We start from the raw sequence: 22,996 nt of genomic DNA, 5'->3' as shown, positions 1-22,996 counted from the left end.
GGAAACTAATGCGAAACATTTCAATTGCATTGCTCATATTCGTCCTGCTTGCCACCTTGTGTCAGGCACAGAACGCCTCCAGTCCGAGTTCCCAGAACGAAACGGCAACCGCTGCCGTCTCGAGCGGCACGACCGCTTTGGAAGGGACTGTTACTGACGCCTCCGGCGCGGTAGTGGTAGGGGCCACTGTAACCGTGCGGAACGCCGCCGGCGAATCCAAGACCGCTGTCACAAACGGCGAAGGTAAGTACCGGATTACCGGATTAGCTCCCGGCCAGTACAACGTCTCGGTCACAGCCAAGGGCTTCGCGGAGTTCAAGACCGAAGGGCTTAACATGACCTCTGGGGAAAGTGTCTCTCTTGACGCCCCGCTGCAGGCCGCCGGTAGCTCGACCGAGGTGAACGTCGAAGGTCAGCGGGCCACGCAGGTGGAAACCGAGAACGCCGAGGTCTCGGGTACGCTGACTCAGAAGCAAATCGTGTCGATTGCCTTGAACGGTCGCAACTTCTCAACCTTGATCGCTCTAGCTCCTGGGGTGAGCAACCAGACCGGGCAGGATGAAGCCAAGGTGGGTGTAGTAGGGAGCGCCAAATACAGTGTCAATGGCGGCCGCACCGAATACAACACTTTCAGTGTGGATGGCACCGATGTGTTGAACACTGATATTGCCGCCAGCCACGGGCATAGCACCCTGCTTGTCTACCCCAGTTTGGATGCCATCCAGGAATTGAAGGTCCTGACCTCTAATTACGGCGCGGAATACGGACGCAGCGCCTCTGGTACAACCCTGGTTACCCCCAAGTCTGGCGGTCCGCGGTTTCATGGAAACGCCTATGAGTTTCTGCGCAACGAGGCATTCAACTCGCGCAATTATTTCGATGCGCCCGGCAAGGCCCCACTGTACCGCAGAAATGATTATGGCTTCACAGTAGGTGGGCCTCTTTTCATCCCGCATGTGTACAACACCAATAAGAACAAGACGTTCTTCTTTGTCTCCGAAGAATTTCGCCAGGAGAAGAGCCCCTACGAATTCAACCAGGCGGTTCCTTCCGATGCCGAGCGTGGCTGGAACCCTGTGACCCAGAGCTACAGCAGCGTTGCCGATTTCAGCGACGTGTGTCCTGCTATTGTGAACGCTGGCGAAACTGTGGATTTTGATCGCTCAAAATTTCCCGACTGTCCTTCGCAGGGGACTTCAAACCAGCGGCGAACTTTTACAGATAACCGGTTTCTCATTGATCCGGTTGCCTCAACGCTTCTGAAAGCCGGCCTGGTCCCGCGAGCGAATTCGGCCGTGGGTTGTAACTTCAAGGCAAACCCTGATGACAATCAGCAGCATTGCTATGTCACGGCAGTTTCACCCAGCACCTCCTGGCGGGAAGATCTGCTGCGAATTGATCACAACTTCGGCTCCAAAACCCAGCTGTCTTTGACCGGCATACACGACCACTGGGAGACCTCCACCGCCGTCCCGCAATGGGAAAATCAGCCCAACAGCTTTCCCTCCGTGCTCAATCGCTTCATCGGTCCCGGTACGAGTGGGTCTGTACATGTGACCACGATGATTTCTCCGACCTTCCTGAATACATTTTCCTTCGGCATCACTGTGCAGAACATCAATCTTGCCGATCAGCCCGGCGCCGGTGTTTCCTTGGACCGTTCGCCGCTTGATGCCCTGCAGTTCCCCATGGGACGTCTGTTTAACAACGGATTTGGAGGGAAGCTTCCTGCGATTGTCATCGGCGGAAACAATGCCATTTATGGCGGGACCGGGCTTACCGTGGATACTGCCTACATGCCCTGGTCTCACCGGCGCGGCACGATAGAGTTTCTCGACAGTATCAACAAGGTCATCGGCAAACACACCCTGCAAGTCGGAGTGCAGTACATCAAGGCCCGGCGCCATGAGATCAACGCGGCCAACGGGGCCAATAGCGGCGACACGCAGGGAGTGCTGACCTTTAAAAACATTGGCAGCATTCACACCAGCGATAATGCCTTTGCAGACTTTCTTTACAACTTTGGCTCGGCTACGCTCTTGCCGTCAGGAGGCCAGATTCTGTCTTACCAGCAGGATAGCGCCCAAAGCAGCTACAGGGTCCGCTACTGGATCATTGAGCCCTACGTGCAAGACGACTGGCATGTCACCCCCCGTCTGGTTGTCAATTTGGGCATGAGGGTCAGCCTGTTCGGCAACTGGCAGCCCGAAGGCGGCGCCTTGTATAACTGGCAAGCCAGCGCTTACGACCCTACATTGATGGCCAAAGCCAACCTCGTCGTTGACTACCAGCATGGATATTTAAAGAACGTCACAAATCCCCTTGCACCGTCTCCTCTTCCTCTCGATGTTAATAATCTCAATGCGGTCATGACCAACGGTCTGGTGGCATGCGGCAAGAACGGCGTTCCCGCCAGTTGCCAAAGCTCGCATGTCTTCAATCCAGCTCCGCGTATCGGCTTCGCCTGGGACCCCACTGGCCAGGGAAAGATCTCCATCCGTGGCGGTTACGGTGTGTTCTTTGAACACGGCACGGGCAGCGAGGCCAACGCAGGATCGCTGATGGGGAACCCGCCGCAGGTTCTGAGCATGCAGGAAGACAACCCTCTAAGTTATCAGCAGATAGGGTATTACACTGGCAATCCTAAGGCTGAGGTCCCCTATGCGTATCCACTGAATGTGATTTCCATCCCGGCCAAGACAGTGTGGCCATACGTGCAGCAATGGAGTTTTGGCGTGCAACAGGAAATCGCTAAAGACACAGCGATAACCGTCTCTTACGTGGGCAGCAAGGGAACCCATCTGGCGGTCGCCATGCAACGCAATCAACTTAGACCGGTTTCTGACGCAAATAATCCCTTCGGCCCAGGCGAGCCCCTCACCAGCCATCTCTGTGCTTCCAATCAAATTCCTCTTAGCAATCCTTACGACCCCTTGGGCTTTTTCACGCTCTCCAACGGTTCCAAGCTCTACTACAAAGACAATCCCATCGCCGTACTGGCTTTGATCGCCGCCTGTGATGGCACTCCGGCCCCGCCCGGATTCAACAGCATCAATTTCTCCCTCAATTTGCTGCGTCCGTATCAGGGCATTGGCGGTATCACCGCGATCGAAAACGTTGCCAGCTCCGTTTATCATTCCATGCAGTTCACCCTGCGCCACAACCACGGACCGTTGGATCTGGGCATCTCCTATACCTACGGGCACTCGCTGGATTCAGCCTCCGATCGTTTCGAATCCAACTTCGTTGATGCCTTCGACCTGGCTGCGAACCGCGCCAGCTCCGACTTTGATCAGCGCCATCTGCTGAACATCACTTATCTCTACCAATTGCCGATGCTGCGATTGGTAGAACATCTGCGGTCTTACGCGCACTGCCAGGACTGCCCCTCCGCTCCGGATCTGCCACCGTACGGTGGTCCGTCGAAGCTGACTCGTACTCTGCTAGACGGCTGGGCAGTCCAAGGCATTACTACTTACCAGTCGGGTACGCCATTCAGCGTTGTCAACGGGGCCAGCAGCACGGGCATTTCGCAGCTCGACAACGCTGGCTTTGCTCTCGGTTTGGGTGCTGATTCGTATCCCGACCTCGCGAGCGGCTCTAACTGCAACACCGCGAACAGCAGTAAGGGGACCGTCGGTCCGCTGCTGGCCAACCCCTGCATGTTTGTAGCTCCCCGAGGCCTGACCCAGGGCAATGCCGGCCGCAACTTTCTGAACAACCCGGGCCGTACCAACTTCGACATGTCCCTGCTCAAGAACTTCAACATCGGCGGCGAGCAGCGCACATTGCAGTTCCGGGCCGAGGCCTTCAACATCTTCAACCAGACGCAGTTCATCACTTACGACCCGATCAAGGGTAATACCGCAAGCAACACAATTAGTTGCTACGACACAACGACCTTCTCCGCCGGCGCGCCCGGCTGCCTTGCTGGTAACGGATTTCTTCATCCAGTGGAGGCCCACCGTCCTCGTACGCTGCAATTTGGTTTGAAGCTACAGTTCTAATTGACAGTATCCCTACGATTTCGCGCAGTCAGCGACACCCTGAGCCACATACTTTTCCCCCGGAGCAATTAATGAAATCCAGATCCGTCATGAATTCATGTTCTCTTCCGGCCAGACCGGTTCGCAGTCTACCTTTTTTGATCACTCGAGCGGTATGCGCTGTTTTTTCAGCGTTGCTGCTGGCCATGAGCCTGGGCTGTGGAACAGCCGGAAACCCCACCGGAAGTAGTCTCATGCAGGACCCCAGCATCGCGAGTTTCACTGCTACTCCTGCAACCATTACCAGCGGGCAGAGCAGCGTCTTGAGCTGGTCTGTGAGTGGGGTGACGAGCATGAACATCAGCTACGGAAACGGAACGCTTACAGGCTCCAATACTGTGCCCTTGAGTTCCACCTCTGTCGCAGTCACTCCCACGGCGACGACTACCTACACTCTCACAGCTACCAACCAGGCTGGGAAGAGCACTACCGCCACAATATCGGTGACCGTGGTAGACAAACCAGTCATCAACAGTTTCACCGCCAACCCTCCGGTCATCAGCGACCGGCAGAGCACCACCTTGAGCTGGTCAGTAACTGGAGCTACGGGCCTCACCATCAACAACGGCGTTGGAGATGTCACCGGCACCAATAGCGTCACGGTCAGCCCTTCGGCGACCACGACCTATCAGCTTGTAGCCACTAACGCCACGGGGAATGGTCCTTCTACTGCGGCTGTCATTGCCTTGGTGACCGTCACCGTGGTGCCCACGCCCGTCATCACGAATTTCGCTGCTACTCCTTCGACAATCAGCAACGGACAGAGCAGCACTCTGAGCTGGGCTGTAAGCGGGGCAACGAGCCTGAGTATTGACAACGGAATTGGCGATGTCACTACGAAACCCAGCGTAAGCGTGAGTCCCACCACTACGACCACATACACACTCACGGCCAACAATACCGTAGGTTCGTTTACGGCCACGGCTACAGCTCAGACTACGGTCACATTCTCGGTGCTTGTTGTACCGACGATCACCAGCTTCAGCTCAGACCGTCCCAGCGTTGGTCCGAATGGCAGCGTCATGCTCACGGCAGTCTTCGACCCGGGAGCGGGTGGCGGAACCGCAACGGTTGACCACGGTGTTGGGACGATCGTCAGCGGAACTCCGCTACCTTCGGGGAATCTAAGTGCCAGCACCACCTTCACACTTACGGTGACCAATGTTGACGGAAAGAGCGCCACCGCCCAGGTGCGAGTTCTGGCCGGCACTCTGTCTGTTTTTGCAGGTGTGCCATCCGTTCCTGGAAATTCAGATGGCACAGGTGCCTCTGCGAGTTTCAGCTTACCTCGTGGCCTGGCCGTGGATACTGCGCAGAACCTTTTTGTGGCGGATACCAACAACAACATCGTCCGCAAAGCGACTATACCTGCTGCCGTAGTGACCACCCTGATAGACAACAGCACCGGTCTGCCCGCGCAGTTCAACGGACCGTATAGTGTGGCCGTGGACACCGCAGGAAACGTCTACGTAGCCGACACCAACAATGACACGATAGACGAGATCACACCAGCAGGCGTGCTGACCATCCTGGCTGGCACTCCTGGCACGAATGGCAGCAATGACAGCCCCGGCGCTCTCTTCGACGGACCGCAAGGCATCGCCGTGGATAGTTCAGGAAACGTCTACGTCACCGATACCAACAATGACACCATTCGTATGATCACGCCTGCGGGTGTAGTGAGCACGCTGGCGGGAGTTGCTGGTGCGCCCGGCAAAGGTGACAGCCCGGCTCATTTCAACTTCCCCACGGGCCTGGCCATAGATGCCTCCGGGAACCTTTATGTCGGCGATAGCGGCAACCACACGATACGCAAGATCACCACGCCTGCAGGGGTGGTGAGTACCCTGGCAGGTGCCGCTGGTCTGCGCGGCAGCACCGATGGTACAGGCGGTGCAGCAAGGTTCAATAACCCCGGTGCTGTGGCCGTAGATCCTTCCGGCAACATCTATGTCGCCGATGTCAACAATTACACCATCCGCAGGATTTCACCTGCAGGCGTGGTGGTCACGATCATTGGCACCCCAACCGTGCCAACCGGAAATCCTGGTGGCCCGTTGCCGGGCCGTCTGAGTATTGTTCATGGAATTGCCGCTGATCCTTCTGTGAACGGGAACCTCTACATTACTATGCAGAATGCCGTCTTCACCGCTCCGTATTAGAAACAGCTTCAGAAATTGTTGCAAACCGAAGCCCTCGCATCAGCGAGGGCTTTTTTGTTTTGCAGCGAAATTGAAAGGAGTATTCCAGGTAAGTGTCTTATGGCTTGAAAGTAGAATCTTTACACCGCTTATTATCCTGCACTAACTTGATGATGCACTCTGTAGCCTTGCTTGCCTGCTCCAGCTCAGTCAGGGAAGCATCAATGCGATTTAATGCCTGGACCGTATCTTGCGGGTTTTGTGGATTGTTAAACTGGCGGAGATGTTCCAGATCGTCCATCTTGGAGTTGAGATAGTCATCGGCGTCGGACCGAAAGCGGGAGGCCTCCGGGCTTGATACCACTTCAATTTCATTCCCAAATCTGACCAATTTAGATTCAAGCTGGCGCACCGTCACCTCGATATTTGTGATCTCGCTATTGATTTCAGACTGTTGAATTTCGTGTTGTTGAATTCTCTTCTTCAGCCGCAGTTTCTCAGACCGCAGCGATTCCAGATCGGAATGCACTCCATGGAGCACGTCGAGTATTTGATCTTTGGCAAGTTTATGGATGAATTGCGTTTTTAATCCATTGAGGTCAAGGCATGCCTTTATAAAACCGGCCATCGTATTCGGAAATGCCTTCAAAGCTGAAGGCTCCTGTGCCTGTGTCCCGACGGGCGAAAACATCAGCAACATGATAAGAACGCTACGCGCAAGCAGCCTGGGTTTCATCGTTTTTTTCTCCGGTTCCGTATGACCAGGACGCAACACGCCATATAAGCAAAAATCAGCAAAGTAAATACCCATGCAGTGTCGATTGCGATAAGTACGTTCCGCTCTATCAGCAACCATAGTAAGCCGAACAAGGCAATGAAGATAGACGTGGTAGTGCGGAGATCAAATGCAAAAAGTTTCGATTTGGTCGGTCTGGTCAGGGGGAACCTCCGGCCGAGGCCAGAATTATCCTTATTAGCTTGGTGAACTGACAAGCAAAATCGTATCCGTAAATGCTAACCCACCAGAGCGTAGGGAAACAGTTCCCAGAAAGCTCGCCGCGAATGGACGCGACTGGAATTTCAGGCGCCCCCCTCCCCTTGCTGGCAAGGGGAGGCGATTTCAGTACACGACACTCGACAAGGGACGTTTTGGGTAGAAGGAGTCCTTCGCCCTTTAGTTATCTTCTAGTTATCTTCGGCCCCTTATAAAACCAGGCGCCCCCACTCCACTTGCTCAAATAGTGTCCGCAGCTCTAACTCTTTGACTTTCAATTTTTTACAGAGGGGATTCAACGACCAGCAGCTTGTGTTGGATATAAGCGAATTGGTTATATATCCGTAAACACTGAACGAGGCGGAGCCGTGACCTGAGAGGCTGTTAAGCGGACATTACGATCCGCATCCGGCTTAAATTTTCAAAGAACTTATAGGGCTTTTTTCTAATCTTAGCTCTGCATCCTGGGATGCTGGATACACTTCCAGGGACAATGATAACCTGCGTTTTCTCAGGAGTTAAGAGTTTGATACCACAATGGGACCACTCGGCGTAGAAACCTGGAGGATGCTTCGGCTATGGCGTCGAGGGTTTAGCGGTATTGGGTTTGGGTTCGTAGATGGGCCTTAACTTGTTCACGATGTCCCCGGCAATCTTGCCCGGCACCGTGCCGAACAATGAATTGACCTCTCCGCCCATGATGACAATTCCGGTTTGGCGATCGGTAACGGTATAAGGAAAATTGTTTTGAAAGGCCGCGCGCCTCACGTAAAGAATTGCGTCGGCATCACGCTGATTGTGCGTAACCAGAAGGCCCCACTTTTCAAATTCTTCGCGATTCAACAATCCTTTCTCAAGTTCCTCTTTCTTGACATAAAACGTGTCGGAAGTTACGAAAAAAATCTTGTCTCTCGCCATCAGGTCTTTCTTGGATAGAGGTGCAGGAGATGGAGGTGAAGAAGTCGAGGACGTGGCAGGTGGGGATGACGGCTGCACTGTGGAACTTTCCTGGCTGAAAGCTACAGGAGCAATCGCCAGTAGCAGACAGAAAATGAGCTTATGCATGATGTTCTTCTCCTACGGCGGCAGTATGCCATGCTGGGGTTGGTTTGCTGCTGAGGCGTTCGACGGCAAAGGACGACATAGAGCGGCAGGGGGATAAAAAACTTAACCACAAAGGGCACGAAGGATACACACAAAGGACACAAAGAAAAGCTAGCGGATTCACGTGGATTCAATGTGCCGCCCTTCCAGGGCTTGCCTTGTTTCTCTACTCTTACCCAGCGCTTCCACGGCTGGACTAACTCATGCCGCGCCTAACGGCGCTGGGGCATGGGCAAGAACGAGATACGGCAAGACTTAACAAGCCATAGCAAATCGCTTACGGCGAAACTGGCCTGCGCGCAGAACGTCTATAATTTGTGTGAGCACTTACACCTCTATGAAAACGCACATGCTGGAATGGTTTCGCAGGAAGTCGGTTCGTTTCTTCACGTTCCTGATGGCTTTGGTGGCGTGCCAGGGATATGCCCTCGCAGCCGCGAATCCAGCCACCGAACAATCGAGCCCGCGACGTTTCCTCATGTGGAAGGTCACATCCTCAACCACGACCGTATACCTGTTGGGGTCGGTTCACGTGGGCACGCCTGACTTGTATCCACTGCCTGCGGCGATGGAATCCGCGTTCGCTGCCTCGAAAGTGCTGGCAGTAGAGATCAACATTAAGAATGTCGATTCATCCAGTACTCTCGAACTCGCACAAGGACAAGGAATGTATGAGGACGGTGATTCGCTTTCCAAACACATCTCCAAGCAGACTTCCGACGCTTTGGACGAGTTTTGCAGTAAGAATGGTATGCCGCGGGAGGCGATGGAGTTGTTCAAGCCATGGCTTGTGGCAATGACCGTAACCGCCCTCTCGGTCGAGCAAGGTGAAGAAACCCACAAGCTGGGGATTGATCTGCACTTTCTGGACGAGGTAAAACCGCCACAGCGCATTGAAGAGCTGGAAAGCGTCGAATTCCAGTTGTCGGTTTTCGCTTCCGCTTCCGAGCAGGAGCAGCAGGAATTATTAGCTTCCACACTTAAGCAGGCGGAAAACAGCAAGGAGTCTATCCAGAAGCTGCAGGAGGCCTACATCGCCGGAGATACCGGAAAAATTGAAGAGATGTTGCAACAGGAATCTGAGCCGAAGTCGTTTTATAAGAAACTAATCGAAGATCGCAACCTCCGTATGGCGGAGCACGTTGAGAATTACCTCAAGGGAAAAGAGCAGTGCTTCGTTGTGGTCGGCGCCGGGCACCTGGTGGGCAATCAAGGTGTGGTTAAGCTGCTTGAAGCCAGGAACTATCACGTGGAACGGGTCATACCCTGAGACGTCTTCATATCCATCAAGAGTTTTTCCGCAAGAAGCACATTTTTCGAAGCATACAGCCATGCGCTACGAACGTCTATAATTTGTTGGAATACCCCAGTGCCTATGAAAACCCACATGCTGCAAAAGCTCCGCAGGAAATCAGTTTGTCTTTTCACATTGTTGATGGCTTTGGTGGCGTGCCAGGCGCACGCTCAGGGTGCAGCAACGGGCGGAGCAAAGCCAGCGCAAGCCGGCTCGCGGCGCTTCCTCATGTGGAAGGTCACCTCCCCGACTACGACTGTGTACCTGGTTGGGTCTGTGCACGTGGCCACTCCCGAACTCTATCCCTTGCCGGACGCCATGGAATCGGCTTTCGCGGCCTCCAAAGTTTTGGTGGTGGAGGTCAATGTCAAGAATATTGATTCTGCCAAGAGCGACAAACTGACCCAAGAGCTGGGAGTCTATGGCGAGGGGGACTCGCTTTCCAAACACATCTCCAAGCCGACCTCCGATGCTTTGGACGATTTCTGCAACAAACACGGCGTACCACGGGAGACATTAGAAAACCTTAAGCCCTGGCTTGCGGCCCTGACCAGCGCAGTTATCGCCTTCCAACAGGCGGGCGAGGACTTCCACCTGGGAGTTGACGAGCACTTTCTGAATGAAGTTAGCGCGGCGCAGCGCATTGATGAGCTGGAGACGGCCGACTTCCAGATTTCAATCTTTTCTTCTTCCTCGGAGCAGGAACAGGAGCAGTTTTTGGCTTCGTCCCTCAAAGACGTGAATTCGGTGAAGGAGTGGACGCAGAACGTACTGGCAGCCTACGTTGCCGGGGATGACGGCAAAATGCGAACTATGCTCGAGACACAATTTGAGCCTAGAACGTTTTATAAGAGATTGATTGAAGACCGTAATGTTCGCATGGCCGAACGGGTGGAAGATTACCTGAAGGGCAAGGAGCAATGTTTTGTGGTGGTCGGCTCCGGACACCTTATCGGGGATAAAGGCGTGGTCAAGATTCTACAGGACAAGAAGTATAAAGTTGAGCGGGTAACGCCGTGAGTTTTCGATTTACGAATTACGATTTACGATTTGAGCCGCGTTGAGCCCATCTCTGGGACTGAATTCAAAGTGCTGACTGCAAACTCAGAAACAGCTAGAGGCTATTGACAGTTGCATTAATGATTTCCTATAGCTGGAATTCATTCAGTCAAATCCAACTGCAGCTGATGGCATGCACTGCTTCGGTCAGCATCGGGAAGATGTGAACGTACTCGTGGGAATGCCTTGACGCTGCATGGTGAGCGATAAATTATCGGGGTCCTTCGACTCCGTCCGCGCTCCTACGTCGCGCGGACTCCGCTCAGGATGACAGGGGTTGGGGGATTGGCCTTGCATCACATTAGGCTTGGATTGGGACATCACCAATGCAGCGACCAATATAATGACCCGACACTCAATCATTCAAAAACTAAATCCGCAGCAGAACATTTGCGGCCAGCAATACATCGAGAACCTTGTCCACCGCCTGTTCATCTTCCTGGGGCAAAGGCGGCAGAGAGACTGTCGCTTTGGCGGCGGCATCCAGCGCGAGGACAATGACTCCCGCTTCTCGCAGAACAGCGGCGGCATCTTCGTTCCAACGCTTTAAGATCGCAACCTGCGCGCCCTGCTCAAAGAGCCTGCGCTCCAGGTGCTGAACCAGCTTCTCCCTGCCCGCCAGGGCTAGCACTGCAGGCCGGTGTCCGAAGCGGGAGACACGCTCGTCGGCGGTGAGAGGGGCCCACTTGCCTTTCTCCTGCGTAGGATGCGCAATTTGCTGTTTGCCGGAGGCTCCCAGCATAATGAGCGCGCCCACGGTGAAGTTGGTCTCGGGATCAATCAAGATCGCGCTTCCCGCATAGCGGTTTTCGCGATACGGATCAAAGAAAATTTCCTGCGAGGCTTCGATCTCGGCCACACCGATTTCGTTCATCTTCAGGCTTTCGCACGGTTCCGGAGAAAAGCTCTGGATGTTGACTCGATGTTGCAGGGCTTTAACTTCAGCCCGGGTAAATTGAGTCATGTGCTTCAGCAGGTATTTACGTGAGAGCTGAAGCGGACGCTCATCGAACCAAATCACGGTGGCGACGAAAGAGCGCGAAACCAGCGGTGGCGCCTCTGCCGAGCAGATAAGATCGCCTCGGCTGATATCAATTTCATCCTGCAGGCTAAGCGTGACCGACATGGGCGCGAAGGCGAAGTTCTGCTCGCCCTCATACGTGTGGATGCTTTTTACGATGGTCACGGGGCCGGCGGGAAGCACTTTGACCGGGCTGCCCACATGGATTACGCCGGAAGAAATTTCTCCGCTGTAGCCGCGAAAATCCTGATGAGGCCTCACCACACGCTGCACTGCAAAGCGGAATGGCGATCTGGTCTTTGCACTGGGAACCTTAACGTTCTCGAGATATTCGAGCAAGGGCCGGCCGTCGAACCAGGGCATGTTTTGGCCGCGCTCAACCACGTTGTCGCCCTCCAACGCGCTCATGGGGAGCCAATAAATCTCGTGGAATGAAAGTTGATCGAGAAATTCAGAGAACTCGCGCTGGATTTGCTGGAATACATCTTCTTTGTAAGAAACCTGGTCCATTTTGTTGACCGCAACCACCAGGTGTGTGATCCCAAGCAGGGAAGCGATGTAAGCGTGGCGGCGCGATTGTTCCTGAATGCCGCGGCGGGCATCGAGCAGAACGATGGCCAGGTCTGCGTTCGAGGCGCCGGTGGCCATGTTGCGCGTGTACTGCACGTGTCCGGGGGTATCGGCAAGAATGAACTTCCGCTTGTGCGTGGTGAAGTAACGATAGGCGACATCAATGGTGATGCCTTGCTCGCGTTCTGCGCGCAGCCCGTCGGTCAGCAACGAGAGATCGAGGTTTCCGTTGTTGCGGGTTTGCGAGGCGCGATGGACGGCATGCAACTGGTCCTCATAAACGCTCTGCGAGTCGTACAGAAGCCTGCCAATCAAGGTAGATTTGCCGTCATCTACACTTCCCGCGGTCACCAGGCGCAGCAGGTCTTTATCCAGCTCCTGCTGAAAAAAACTCTCGAGCGTGGTGAGGTCGGTTTCTTGTAAAGGTAGGGTGGGCATCAAAAGTATCCTGCCCGTTTTTTGATTTCCATCGAGCCATCCAGGTCATGATCAATGGCGCGGTTCTCGCGCTCGGAGCGGCGGAACGAAACCAGCTCTTCCATGATTTTCGGCACGGTATCAGCTTCCGAACGTATGGCGCCGGTGCAGGGACTGCAACCCAGCGACCTCATGCGGCAGCGCACAAACTGGGGATGCTCGTTCGCCAGACGCGGAATAAAAGGCTGCTCGACCGGAACCAGCGAGGCACCGCGCACCAGCATCTCGCGCTCCTTTGCGAAGTACAACGGCACGACGGGAATTTTTTCCAAGTGGATATAGAGCCAGATATCGAGTTCAGTCCAGTTCGACAAGGGGAAGACGCGGATGCTCTCACCCGGCTTTACCCGGCTGTTAAACAGATTCCACAACTCAGGACGCTGGCTTCTGGGCTCCCACTGTCCGTTCTCATCGCGGAAGGAATAAACCCTTTCTTTGGCACGGGAGCGTTCTTCGTCACGCCGTGCCCCGCCAAATGCAGCGTCGAAGCCACCGGCACGAAGGGCATCGAGCAGGGCGGTGGTCTTCAGCAACTCGCAACAGCGCTGCGTCCCCAGACGGAAGGGAGTTGCGCCTTCATCGAGTGCGCGCTGGTTGGTGTGTACAATCAGCTTCACTCCGAGCTTTTGCGCCTGGGCATCGCGGAATTCAATCATCTCCTTGAATTTGTAGCTGGTATCAATGTGCAGCAGCGGGAAGGGAATGGGTTCGGGATGAAAGGCTTTTTGCGCCAGCCGCAGCATCACGGAGGAATCCTTGCCGATGGAGTACAGCATCACCGGCCGCTGAAACTCAGAGGCGACCTCGCGCATAATGTGGATGCTCTCGGCTTCCAGCGTGCGCAGATAACTGAGGTTGTATTGCATTGATTCCCTTCGATCCTGATTTTACGTGTTACTGCATTTCACTTATTGCTGCGGCATGCGCCACTCGGCAACGGCGGCGGCCACCAGAACCAGCAGGCCGGAGACGAGCACGATTGCATTGAGCAAGCCAAATTCGAGTATGGGTTTAATGATTGTCATCGTTTTGCCTCCTCTAACCATGCAGTCCGCATTCTGTTTTTGTGAATCCACTCCAGCGGCCCGCCCGCTCAGGCTGGCCCGGCTGAATAGGACGAGTGCAATGCGTGCAGCCAATGCTGGGATAGTTCTTGTCATGCAGCGGATTGTAGGGAACATTGTGTTTTTGCAGATATTCCCACACATCGCGCGTGCTCCACTCCGCCAAAGGATTGACTTTGATCAGGTTGAACTTTGCATCCCACTCCACCTTGCGGGTTCCAGCGCGGGAAGGGGATTGTTTGCGCCGAATGCCCGTGACCCAGGCGCTCAGCCCAGACAGCTTCTTTGTCAGCGGCTCGACTTTGCGGATGTGGCAACACTGATCTGGCTGGCGGCCCCAAAGGGCTTCTCCATGCACGTGTGCTTGCTCTTCAGGCGTGAGCTCGGGTCGCAGTCTTTCTACTACCAGGCCGTATTTCTTCTCCACCGTCTCGATAAGCTGGTAAGTTTCAGGAAAGAGGAAATCGGTATCCAGCGTGAAGACAGGAATGGGCTTTTTCAGCCGCGAGGCCATGTCGATCAATACCATGTCTTCCATACCGAGGCTGGATGCGATAGCCACGTCGTTGTAGGGAAATTTTTCAGAGGCCCACTCCAGCGCTTCTTCTGCGCTCCAACCTTCCGCTAAGGCTTGAATCAACAAGGTATGTTCGTTCATGGTGTCATTAGTCTCCCGACTCGGCCCGAAATGTTTCTTCCTCCGCTTCGACGGCTTGAGCGGAAGAGATATCTTCTAAATCTGCGCTAGTTTCCTGACGCCTGTGCGCCAGGGCCTCGCCTACCAGCACCAGCGAAGGCGCGGGTAATGGAGACAGAGCGGCCAGGTGCGAGAGGGTTGTCCGGCGCGCTTGCTGCGCGTGCGTGGCAGCACCGGAGACGATCAGACACGGAGTTTCTCCGGGAAACCCGGCGGCCTCCAACTCCTGTGCGAGGCTTTCATAATCAGAACCCGGCATATAGATGGCGAGGGTTGCGTCGTGGCGCGCCATCTTGAGCCAGTCGGTATTCTCTTTCCCGGCGCAATGATGAGAGGTAGTAAAGACCACGGTGGAGGCGGTGCGGCGATCGGTCAATGAAACCTGCGCCGCTGCCGCCGCCGCTAAGGCGGCCGTGATTCCTGGAACAATTTCAAAGTCAATGCCTGCGGCTTCCAGAGCCTGCATCTCTTCGGCAGCGCGCCCAAAGATCAGTGGATCGCCGCCCTTCAAGCGCACCACAATCAATTTCTGTGAGCCAAAATGAAGCAGCAAGGTATGAATCTGTTCTTGCGTCACCCGTTTTTCGCCGTGCCGCTTGCCCACATTGATCAGAGTGGCATCGGGACGGGCCAGTTGCAGAATCTCCTCTGAAACCAGTTCGTCATGCAGAATCACGTCTGCAGAGCGCAGCAGCTTGTGCGCCTTCACGGTCAGCAGTTCCGGATCACCGGGACCAGCTCCCACCAGATAAACATTTTTGCGGCCGCTGCTTATTTGGTTTTCTTCACGGATGACTGTTGTTTGTTCATTTCCCGAGGACGCCAACTCAAGACCCTGTTGCGCCAGTTCATGCAAAAGTTTTTTGCGTGCATCGCCGGCGGGCTGAGTGGCCAAAACCAAACGTCGCTGCTGCCCCAGCTCGCTGACAAGCTCTGCATATTCCGGGCCGAACTGATTTTCCAGGTGCTGGCGCAGTTGCTGCGCCAGAGCAGGACTCTGGCCGCCGGTCGAGATGGCGATCTGCAGATCGCCACGCCGCACCACTGCTGGAAAATAAAAGTCGCAGTAAGCGGGATCATCTACTACATTGCAAAGCACTCCGTGGTGGCGCGCTTCGCCATACACCGCATGATTGACGTCAGCCGAAGAAGTGGCGGCAATGATCAACTGTTTGCCCTTAACATCCTCGTGCGCAAAGTTGCGCTGATGCCACTGGATTCTTTTTTCCTGTGCCCAGCTACGGATTGCGGGCGTCGCCTCGTGCGCAACTACGTGCACCGACGCGCCGGTGAGCAAAAGGCTGCCAATCTTGCCTTCGGCAATCTCACCGCCACCGATCACGAGAACCGGTTGGCCTTGCAGTTTCAAAAATAGTGGAAACAATGACATCTTGATGCTTTCTGCGCCTTAGTCTCTTTCATGGCTTTACCCATGAATTTCTGTCGTAAAAGTAAAAACCCACTCACTGTATCTGGTGAGTGGGTTCTGATCCTGGTATTTATAAAACTATTTAGTTCAGATCATCAGGCTCGCCAGACGGGATGCGCTTGTACAACCACAGCAACAAATGCTGCAGCCGTGACAACAACACATAGCGATCTGGCAGGTGCCTAACATGAAGTTCCAATTTTTACAGCATCAGGTGGCTTTGTCAATGAATTTCCCAATGTTTATCAATGGTTTAGAAAACCCTTGAGTTTAGCAACCGTGCTGCGGGGGTGGGCAATTCCGAAATCACCTTTTCCCACACCAGTTAGAGATGCCGCAGATTTCACTCCGGATACAAACTTTTCATAGTTTCATCCCATGAACAAGTCAGACGGTTAATCTTCATTTCCTATGTCGGCTGCGACTTTCCAGGTGCCGTCCGCCTGTTTTTTCCATACCGTTACGTATTTGCCTGTCAGGGAAATAGCTTCACCTTTGCGGTTTTTGCCGGTGAGTTGCCAGGTACCGATGGTATAGGCTAGATCGCCAGAGGCGGCCACATCCACTTTGACGGGCTGCCATTTCAAGGTGATGTCAGGGTTCCAGGTCTTGTTCAGTTGCTCGCGCATATCCGCTTTGCTGAACGTTATAGGCTTTCCGGGGATAATATTCGCCGTATCTTCGGCAAAGAATGAGAGCCAGCCTTCCAGTCCTCTTTGGGCGCGGGCGGTCTCAAAATCGGTCTCCGCCTGGATTAAAGCCTTCTTTTCGACCTCGATTTTGGCCTTGTTATCCGCGGCGAACAGTACAGAGCTTGTTACCAGTAAAACGGCTAAAAAAGCGAGCTTTTTCATGAGTTCCTTTCGTTGACAAGGGGGCCGAAATCCGTCTAAGTCATAGAAATTGTAGAACTTAAGTTAACAGGTGCTCATCAAGTCATGCTCCGCGAGTAAAAAAACCTTGACTGGACCCCTGGTAATTATTACCTTAGCAGCAAGCAGTAGCTTTTTTTGACCTAGGCTTGGATCTGCCTGCAAACCTTTGGCGAACTGAAGCGTCTTTAAGAAATGCCGTCTTTAAAAATGCGTCTTTTAAGATAATGCAACTTGCAAGCTGAGTTTTGCATCTATTCTGCTGGTAATTTCATAAATTTTAAGGAAGCCGGGAATGGAGTCACGCGCATACTTGTCCCGCCGTCTTTATTATTAAACAAATTGCAACAAAAATTTACAAAAAGCTGCTTACAACGAATTTAGTTTATTACAACGAATTAGTTTAAGAGATAGGAGAGGAATAAATGCGATCGGATCTGATTTTTGGCGCACTGCGCCCGGTAAGAAACCGTTATACACTCTGTCAACTGGCTGCCCAGGCGACACGTAAGTTTCACAAGCCGAACAGCCGTATTCAGGAGACCATGAACGATGTGCTGGTACGTTTTTCCAAGGCCAGCTCTCCCGAGAGGGTCATGAATGTCTCCGGCTTGCTGCAAAATAAACTTGCGCGATCACAGCGACAGGCTGCATAATACTCCTTCACGCAAATTAGGCCGTTAGCCCGTTCCCAGGGAACCATTTCAATCCAGGTTAAAATTTAACTCCCCGGAACGGGCGGCGCCATAAAGTAAAACCCAAGAACCCTTACCTCCCTTCATTGAAAATCAAAAACAATCCCCGTAGGTGAACATGACAATAGCGGAACTGAAAGAAAAAAATATTACAGAGCTGACCCGTATCGCGCGCTCCCTCGATTTACCCGGCGCCAGCGGTATGCGCAAGCAAGACCTCATCTTCAAGATCCTCCAGGCACAGAGCGAAAAAGAAGGCCACATTTTTGCCGAGGGCGTGCTGGAAATTCTGCCCGATGGCTACGGATTTCTGCGCTCGCCGGACTACAACTATCTGCCCGGTCCAGACGATATCTACGTCTCTCCCTCGCAGATCCGCAAGTTCGACCTCAAGACCGGCGACACCGTCAGCGGCCAAGTGAGGCCGCCGCACGAAGGGGAAAAATATTTTGCCCTGGTCAAGATCGAGGCGGTCAATTTCGAATCGCCCGATGAGGCGCGCAACAAGATCCTGTTCGATAACCTGACGCCGCTCTATCCGCAGGAGCGCATCAAGCAGGAGACGGTGAAAGACAACTTCACCGCCCGCGTCATGGACCTGCTTGTGCCCGCCGGCAAGGGGCAACGTGGACTCATTGTTTCGCCTCCACGCGCCGGCAAGACCATGATCCTGCAGAACATTGCCAACTCCATTACGGCCAACCACCCGGAGATTGTGCTGATCGTGCTGCTGATTGACGAGCGTCCGGAAGAAGTCACGGACATGCAGCGCTCGGTGAAGGGCGAGGTCATATCCTCCACCTTCGACGAGCCGGCTGCCCGGCACGTGCAGGTAGCTGAGATGGTGATTGAAAAAGCCAAGCGCCTGGTGGAGCACAAACGCGATGTCGTGATCCTACTCGATTCGATCACCCGCCTGGCCCGCGCCTACAACACCATTGTTCCGCCTTCGGGTAAGGTTCTCTCCGGCGGCGTGGACTCCAACGCGCTGCAGCGCCCCAAGCGCTTCTTCGGCGCCGCCCGCAACATCGAAGAGGGCGGATCGCTGACTATCATCGCCACCGCCCTGATTGAAACCGGTTCACGCATGGATGACGTGATCTTTGAAGAGTTCAAGGGCACCGGCAACATGGAAGTCATTTTGGACCGCAAACTCTCCGACAAGCGCGTATTCCCGGCCATTGATATTCAACGCTCAGGCACACGCAAGGAAGAGCTCATTATTTCCAAAGAAGACCTGCAACGGATTTGGGTGTTGCGCAGGGTCCTCAATCCGCTCTCGCCCGTGGAAGCTATGGAATTGCTCATCGAGAAACTGAACAAGACCCGTTCGAACGGTGAATTCTTGGCGAGCATGAACTCGCTGTAGAGGGGATTTCCACCGCGGATCAATGCGGATAACGCAGATTTTCTAAAATCTTTGCGCAGCAACTTGCTTTGCCATTCCAAAAGGGCAGCAATCCTCATCCCAGTTTGATCATCGAAGAACGCGCAGGACTACGAGCGTCATATCGTCATGTTGCTGGGCCCCGGCAACGAAAGCATCAGCAGCTTGCAGGATGCATTTCAGCAGCTCTGCAGCCGGCAGCTTCGAGTTGGAGTTGCACTCGATGGTCGCAATGAGATTCTTTTCGCCCCATTCTTCTTCGTTGCTGTTCATCGCTTCGCTGATTCCATCGGTAAAAGCAACCAGAACGTCATCAGGGGCGAGTGTTACCTGACCTTGCTGGTAGGGGAAGCTTTCCAGCAGGCCCACCACGGTGCCGCCCACGTCCAGACGTGATATCTCCCATTTTTCGTTCCAGGAGCGCAAAAGCAGGGGGGGATTGTGGCCGGCATTGACGTAGTCAAACCGGTGAGTCACCGGATCGTATTGGCCATAGAAGAATGTGGCATAGCGATGCGCCGAAGAAGTCTCATAGACAAGCCGGTTGATATTGGCAATCACGGCGGCCAGGTCTTTGGGCGCGCGCGCGGCTTCGCCGCGCAAAGAGGCTTGCAAGCTGGCCATCATCAGGGCAGCGGCAATGCCTTTTCCAGAAACGTCGCCGATGGCTACGCCGAGGTGCCCTTCGGGAAGCGAGAGAAAATCGTAATAGTCTCCGCCGACTCCCAGCGCGGGACGGCAGTGGCCGGCATAATCGAGTCCTTTGATGGCCGGAAGTTTCTGCGGGAAGAGCCGCTCTTGCACCTCGCGGGCAATTTCCACCTCGCGATTCATGCGCTCGCGCTGTGCTACCTCGTCGGCAATGGTCTGCATCAGGTTCGCATTTTCAAGCGCCAGCCCGGTCTGCGCCGCGACCGACTTGAGCAAACGCACGTCGTTGCCGGAATACGGTTCTTCAGAGCGTTTAGGTCCCAGGCTGATGAATCCGAGAAGTTTGTCGCGAACCAGGAGGGGGAGCAGCAATTCCGAGCCCAGCTCAGCCAGCTTGCCACGTTCCTCTTCGGTTGCCTGCGGTTCACTGTAGATCCAGGAGCTATGGTCTTCCAGGTAGATGCGCGCCGGCTCCCGGTTTTCGCGCATGTGCTTGACCGTGGCGGTCGAGGCGAGAAAGGCAACCTGGGGAATGGAGGGAAATCCCAGGGCATAGGCGGGCTGGTAAATTTCGCTGCCGCTCAACAAGACCGCGATGTTGCGTACGTGCAAAGTCTCGGCGATCTGGGTGGCCACTTTTTCCAGCAGCGAACGTGGCTCCAGCATGCTGCGAACCTGTTCACTCAACTCTGTCAATATCTGTTCAGCGTTATAGGCCTCACGGAAAAAACGGCGATCGAGCCATAAGCGCAATTTTTCCCCGACACGTCGAATCCGGCGAATTGCAAAGAACGCGATAACTGACAGCGCAATGCTCGTCATCGTCTGGTTCTGGTTTTTCCTGGTGATCAGGTAGATAACGATGGCGATCATCAGCGTACCTGCCATCTGTAACACCCGCAATCCGGTTTTCGCCAGCGCATACTGCAAGCCCTGGCGCAGCACCATGCGCACATCCATGGCGCGCTGCACCACGATCACGTAGGCCAGGGTCAAAGGGAACAGAGCCAGCATGGTGACGATAAAAACCAGCAACCAACCCGAGAAGATGTCAGATTGCGCTTTTTTTTCAATGACGGTTATGATCGTAGCCAACAACGCAGGAGTCATGGCCAGCGCGCTGCCAAGATATAGCAGCCGCAAGCGGCGCTTGGCGTCGGCGGAAATCGCCAGGCTGGATTTCGCGCCGATGGCGACGAAAAAAATGGTGACCAGAATGTAGGCCATCACCTGCAGGTATGGACCGATGGGAAGCGCCAGGTGGTAGATGGGGGCAACCAGCTGGTAGTTGGTCATTTCACCGATTCGGACGATGGTCCCGCCCGCCAAGCCGAAAATCGCGAGTGGAACCACTCCAATCCAGAGCCAAATCTTCCAGACCAGGTTCCTGAAACTCCAGCGAGGAGCAGGAGGAAAGGGCTCGGGAAAATACAGTCCAAAGAGATACATGAAAATCGGCCAGGCGCCTGCCAGTACGGCATGATAGGCCATGGCCAACTCACGGATCCCCGGCCCCCAACCGGCGATTGTAGCTAGTTCGAAGACCTGGGGGAGGCTAAGCATGAGTGCCAACAGGAGCCAGGCCAGCGGGTCTCTGGGCCGCGCCGCCGCCACCCAGATTCCCAGCAGAAGACAGAAGATGGGCATAACAAAGCCAACCACCACGTCGATCCCCAAGAAGGCAGCGCGGGGCTTGCCCCAGGTGACAGGAACTTGCACGGTACGTTCTCCGGGAGCGCCCGGCCCCGGTGATCGGACCGTTATTGCCAGTGAAGTTCCGGGTTGTGTCTTGGCGGATTCTTCGACCAAGACTGCGGTTCCTGTATAAGGACGTCCGTTGATGGCCACCAGAATGTCGCCGCTGTGCAACCCAACTGCGCCCGGCGCCGCATAGGCCAGGGCAGCGCTGGCGGCCTGAGGAAGCAGGAAGGGAACGTTAACTCTCTCTCCGTGCAGGATGTCTTGGGCGAGGCGCACGTGATAAAGCACTGCCATTACACAAATGATCGCCAGCAACACATATTGGATCAACGGCGGTTTGATTGCGCGAGGAGTTGTGGTCTTCTGCATCAGGATTACATCCAGCAAAAGGATTGTAGCGGATGGCCGGGGAGAGCAGCAGTTTGCTTAGCAGCGCACGATCTTGGATGAAATGATTCCACGCGTTGCGTTACGGCTATCCACCACGAGCTTGGCCTCATTCACGATGCCAGGGTAATCGTAGTCGGAGTGGTCGGTTACCACAAGGACGCAATCGTATTGGCCGAGGTCGCGAAGGGGGGCGCACTGCATCTGCAGATCATAGTGCCGGCCTTTGCCAATGGAGGGAAAGTATGGGTCGTGGTAGCTCACTTCAGCGCCCTGCGCACGCAGCAGCTCAATAATGGTCAGGGCAGGGGATTCGCGGAGGTCGTCCACATCTTTCTTGTAAGCCACGCCCAGGACCAGGATGCGCGAGCCATTCAGCGCTTTCTTTTCGCGGTTAAGCGCGGTGCTTACGGCGCTTACCACGTGGTAGGGCATGATGGTATTGATTTCGCCCGCCAGCTCGATGAAGCGGGTTTGAAAGTCATACTCTTTGGCCTTCCAGGAAAGATAAAACGGATCTATGGGAATACAGTGCCCTCCCAGGCCCGGTCCGGGATAGAAGGGCTGAAATCCAAAAGGCTTCGTGGCGGCAGCCTCAATGACCTCCCAGATATCGATGCCCATGCGCAGGCACAGCAGCTTGAGTTCATTGACCAGGGCGATGTTCACGCAGCGGTAGATGTTCTCCAGCAGCTTGGTCATCTCAGCCGCTGCCGGCGAAGAGACCTTCACCGTGCGGTTGAAGATTGTCTTATAAAGAAGCGCAGTTAATTCGCTGGCGTTTTGCTCCAGCCCTCCCACGACCTTGGGGATATCACGCCGGGCCACGCTCTGGTTTCCTGGATCTTCACGCTCGGGCGAGAACGCCGCAAAGAAGCGGTCCTCGAGAGGTGCATCCGCGCGCGCGGCTTTGAGCCCGCGTTGATTTTTCTTTTCCAGCGTAGCTACCAGAATTTCTTCCGTCGTTCCCGGATACGTTGTGCTTTCGAGGACGACAAGTTGTCCGGCGCGCAGGTGCGGCGCAATAGCATCCGCCGTGGCCTGGATGTAACTGAGGTCCGGTTCGCGGTACTCGTTCAACGGAGTTGGGACGCAGATGATGATGGCGTCCATCTCTGCCAGGTGTGAATACTGATCGGTGGCGCGAAAGCCGCGGGTCTGGGCCGATTGAATCTGGGTGGCAGGAATGTGATAGATGTACGACTCACCCTGGTTGAGGGCCTTGACCTTCAAGTTGTCAACGTCAAAACCGGTGACCGGGAAGCGCTCATCGCTGAACAAGAGGGCCAGTGGCAAGCCTACGTAGCCGAGTCCAATGATTCCAATGCGCGCAGTGCGACTCTCAATTTTCTGTTGCAGGGCCGCAGCCAGGGAGTCGATCTTGATAGAAGAAGACATGGTAAAAGA

The 22,996-nt window shown here is 54.6% G+C and carries 15 protein-coding genes; 6 read left to right on the top strand and 9 right to left on the bottom strand.

Features of this window, described 5'->3' with window-relative positions; all coding sequences use genetic code 11:
- Positions 1-8 precede the first annotated feature (8 nt).
- A complete protein-coding gene (locus VK738_01055; GenBank protein ID HTD21220.1) occupies positions 9-4,007 on the top strand; it encodes a carboxypeptidase regulatory-like domain-containing protein in 3,999 nt (1,332 codons plus the stop codon).
- 137 nt (positions 4,008-4,144) lie between these two features.
- On the top strand, positions 4,145-6,208 hold the full coding sequence (locus VK738_01050; GenBank protein ID HTD21219.1) for a hypothetical protein: 2,064 nt from the start codon (positions 4,145-4,147) through the stop codon (positions 6,206-6,208).
- 97 nt (positions 6,209-6,305) lie between these two features.
- Here VK738_01050 and VK738_01045 read toward each other — a convergent pair whose 3' ends face one another.
- Together VK738_01045 and VK738_01040 are read right to left on the bottom strand one after the other, a co-directional pair.
- Positions 6,306-6,998, bottom strand: coding sequence for a hypothetical protein (locus tag VK738_01045; GenBank protein HTD21218.1), 693 nt, complete (start codon positions 6,996-6,998; stop codon positions 6,306-6,308).
- Positions 6,999-7,757: 759 nt separating this feature from the next.
- On the bottom strand, positions 7,758-8,246 hold the full coding sequence (locus VK738_01040; protein HTD21217.1) for a hypothetical protein: 489 nt from the start codon (positions 8,244-8,246) through the stop codon (positions 7,758-7,760).
- Between the two features lie 376 nt (positions 8,247-8,622).
- On the opposite strand from VK738_01040, the gene VK738_01035 reads away from it, so the two are divergent.
- Together VK738_01035 and VK738_01030 are read left to right on the top strand one after the other, a co-directional pair.
- Complete coding sequence (locus VK738_01035) at positions 8,623-9,555, top strand: TraB/GumN family protein (protein ID HTD21216.1); 933 nt, start codon at positions 8,623-8,625, stop codon at positions 9,553-9,555.
- A 117-nt stretch (positions 9,556-9,672) separates the two neighbouring features.
- On the top strand, positions 9,673-10,599 hold the full coding sequence (locus VK738_01030) for a TraB/GumN family protein (protein ID HTD21215.1): 927 nt from the start codon (positions 9,673-9,675) through the stop codon (positions 10,597-10,599).
- A gap of 409 nt (positions 10,600-11,008) precedes the next feature.
- Here the strand turns inward: VK738_01030 and cysN are convergent, their stop codons facing one another.
- From cysN to VK738_01005, 5 genes are all read right to left on the bottom strand, one after another.
- Complete coding sequence (gene cysN, locus VK738_01025) at positions 11,009-12,667, bottom strand: sulfate adenylyltransferase subunit CysN (protein HTD21214.1); 1,659 nt, start codon at positions 12,665-12,667, stop codon at positions 11,009-11,011.
- Positions 12,667-13,572: a sulfate adenylyltransferase subunit CysD gene (cysD, locus tag VK738_01020; GenBank protein HTD21213.1), complete on the bottom strand. Its 906-nt coding sequence runs from the start codon at positions 13,570-13,572 to the stop codon at positions 12,667-12,669. Before cysD ends, cysN begins: the two co-directional genes overlap by 1 nt.
- Positions 13,573-13,744: 172 nt before the next feature.
- A complete protein-coding gene (locus tag VK738_01015; protein HTD21212.1) occupies positions 13,745-14,428 on the bottom strand; it encodes a phosphoadenylyl-sulfate reductase in 684 nt (227 codons plus the stop codon).
- A 7-nt stretch (positions 14,429-14,435) separates the two neighbouring features.
- Entirely contained in the window at positions 14,436-15,857 is a 1,422-nt protein-coding gene (gene cysG / locus VK738_01010) for a siroheme synthase CysG (protein ID HTD21211.1), read from the bottom strand.
- Between the two features lie 434 nt (positions 15,858-16,291).
- Positions 16,292-16,750, bottom strand: a complete 459-nt coding sequence (locus tag VK738_01005; GenBank protein ID HTD21210.1) for a DUF4440 domain-containing protein — start codon at positions 16,748-16,750, stop codon at positions 16,292-16,294.
- 443 nt (positions 16,751-17,193) lie between these two features.
- On the opposite strand from VK738_01005, the gene VK738_01000 reads away from it, so the two are divergent.
- Together VK738_01000 and rho are read left to right on the top strand one after the other, a co-directional pair.
- Positions 17,194-17,424, top strand: a complete 231-nt coding sequence (locus VK738_01000) for a hypothetical protein (GenBank protein ID HTD21209.1) — start codon at positions 17,194-17,196, stop codon at positions 17,422-17,424.
- A 157-nt stretch (positions 17,425-17,581) separates the two neighbouring features.
- Positions 17,582-18,832: a transcription termination factor Rho gene (gene rho / locus VK738_00995; protein HTD21208.1), complete on the top strand. Its 1,251-nt coding sequence runs from the start codon at positions 17,582-17,584 to the stop codon at positions 18,830-18,832.
- 108 nt (positions 18,833-18,940) lie between these two features.
- On the opposite strand, the gene VK738_00990 is transcribed toward rho, so the two are convergent.
- Together VK738_00990 and VK738_00985 are read right to left on the bottom strand one after the other, a co-directional pair.
- Positions 18,941-21,571, bottom strand: a complete 2,631-nt coding sequence (locus VK738_00990; GenBank protein HTD21207.1) for a SpoIIE family protein phosphatase — start codon at positions 21,569-21,571, stop codon at positions 18,941-18,943.
- A 57-nt stretch (positions 21,572-21,628) separates the two neighbouring features.
- Positions 21,629-22,987, bottom strand: coding sequence for a nucleotide sugar dehydrogenase (locus VK738_00985; GenBank protein HTD21206.1), 1,359 nt, complete (start codon positions 22,985-22,987; stop codon positions 21,629-21,631).
- Positions 22,988-22,996: the final 9 nt, after the last annotated feature.

Source organism: Terriglobales bacterium, from assembly GCA_035487355.1.
Lineage (GTDB): Bacteria > Acidobacteriota > Terriglobia > Terriglobales > Acidobacteriaceae > QIAW01.
The sequence above is the reverse complement of the archived record's forward strand: the minus strand, read 5'-3'. Positions and strand labels throughout refer to the sequence as shown.

What these genes read in the sequence shown, in the direction of transcription:
- VK738_01055 (HTD21220.1), top strand. Translation starts at nt 9, where the DNA reads ATGCGAAACATTTCAATTGCATTGCTCATATTCGTCCTGCTTGCCACC.
- VK738_01045 (HTD21218.1), bottom strand. Translation starts at nt 6,998, where the DNA reads ATGGGTATTTACTTTGCTGATTTTTGCTTATATGGCGTGTTGCGTCCT.
- VK738_01040 (HTD21217.1), bottom strand. Translation starts at nt 8,246, where the DNA reads ATGCATAAGCTCATTTTCTGTCTGCTACTGGCGATTGCTCCTGTAGCT.
- VK738_01035 (HTD21216.1), top strand. Translation starts at nt 8,623, where the DNA reads ATGAAAACGCACATGCTGGAATGGTTTCGCAGGAAGTCGGTTCGTTTC.
- VK738_01030 (HTD21215.1), top strand. Translation starts at nt 9,673, where the DNA reads ATGCTGCAAAAGCTCCGCAGGAAATCAGTTTGTCTTTTCACATTGTTG.
- cysN (HTD21214.1), bottom strand. Translation starts at nt 12,667, where the DNA reads ATGCCCACCCTACCTTTACAAGAAACCGACCTCACCACGCTCGAGAGT.
- cysD (HTD21213.1), bottom strand. Translation starts at nt 13,572, where the DNA reads ATGCAATACAACCTCAGTTATCTGCGCACGCTGGAAGCCGAGAGCATC.
- VK738_01015 (HTD21212.1), bottom strand. Translation starts at nt 14,428, where the DNA reads ATGAACGAACATACCTTGTTGATTCAAGCCTTAGCGGAAGGTTGGAGC.
- cysG (HTD21211.1), bottom strand. Translation starts at nt 15,857, where the DNA reads ATGTCATTGTTTCCACTATTTTTGAAACTGCAAGGCCAACCGGTTCTC.
- VK738_01005 (HTD21210.1), bottom strand. Translation starts at nt 16,750, where the DNA reads ATGAAAAAGCTCGCTTTTTTAGCCGTTTTACTGGTAACAAGCTCTGTA.
- VK738_01000 (HTD21209.1), top strand. Translation starts at nt 17,194, where the DNA reads ATGCGATCGGATCTGATTTTTGGCGCACTGCGCCCGGTAAGAAACCGT.
- rho (HTD21208.1), top strand. Translation starts at nt 17,582, where the DNA reads ATGACAATAGCGGAACTGAAAGAAAAAAATATTACAGAGCTGACCCGT.
- VK738_00990 (HTD21207.1), bottom strand. Translation starts at nt 21,571, where the DNA reads ATGCAGAAGACCACAACTCCTCGCGCAATCAAACCGCCGTTGATCCAA.
- VK738_00985 (HTD21206.1), bottom strand. Translation starts at nt 22,987, where the DNA reads ATGTCTTCTTCTATCAAGATCGACTCCCTGGCTGCGGCCCTGCAACAG.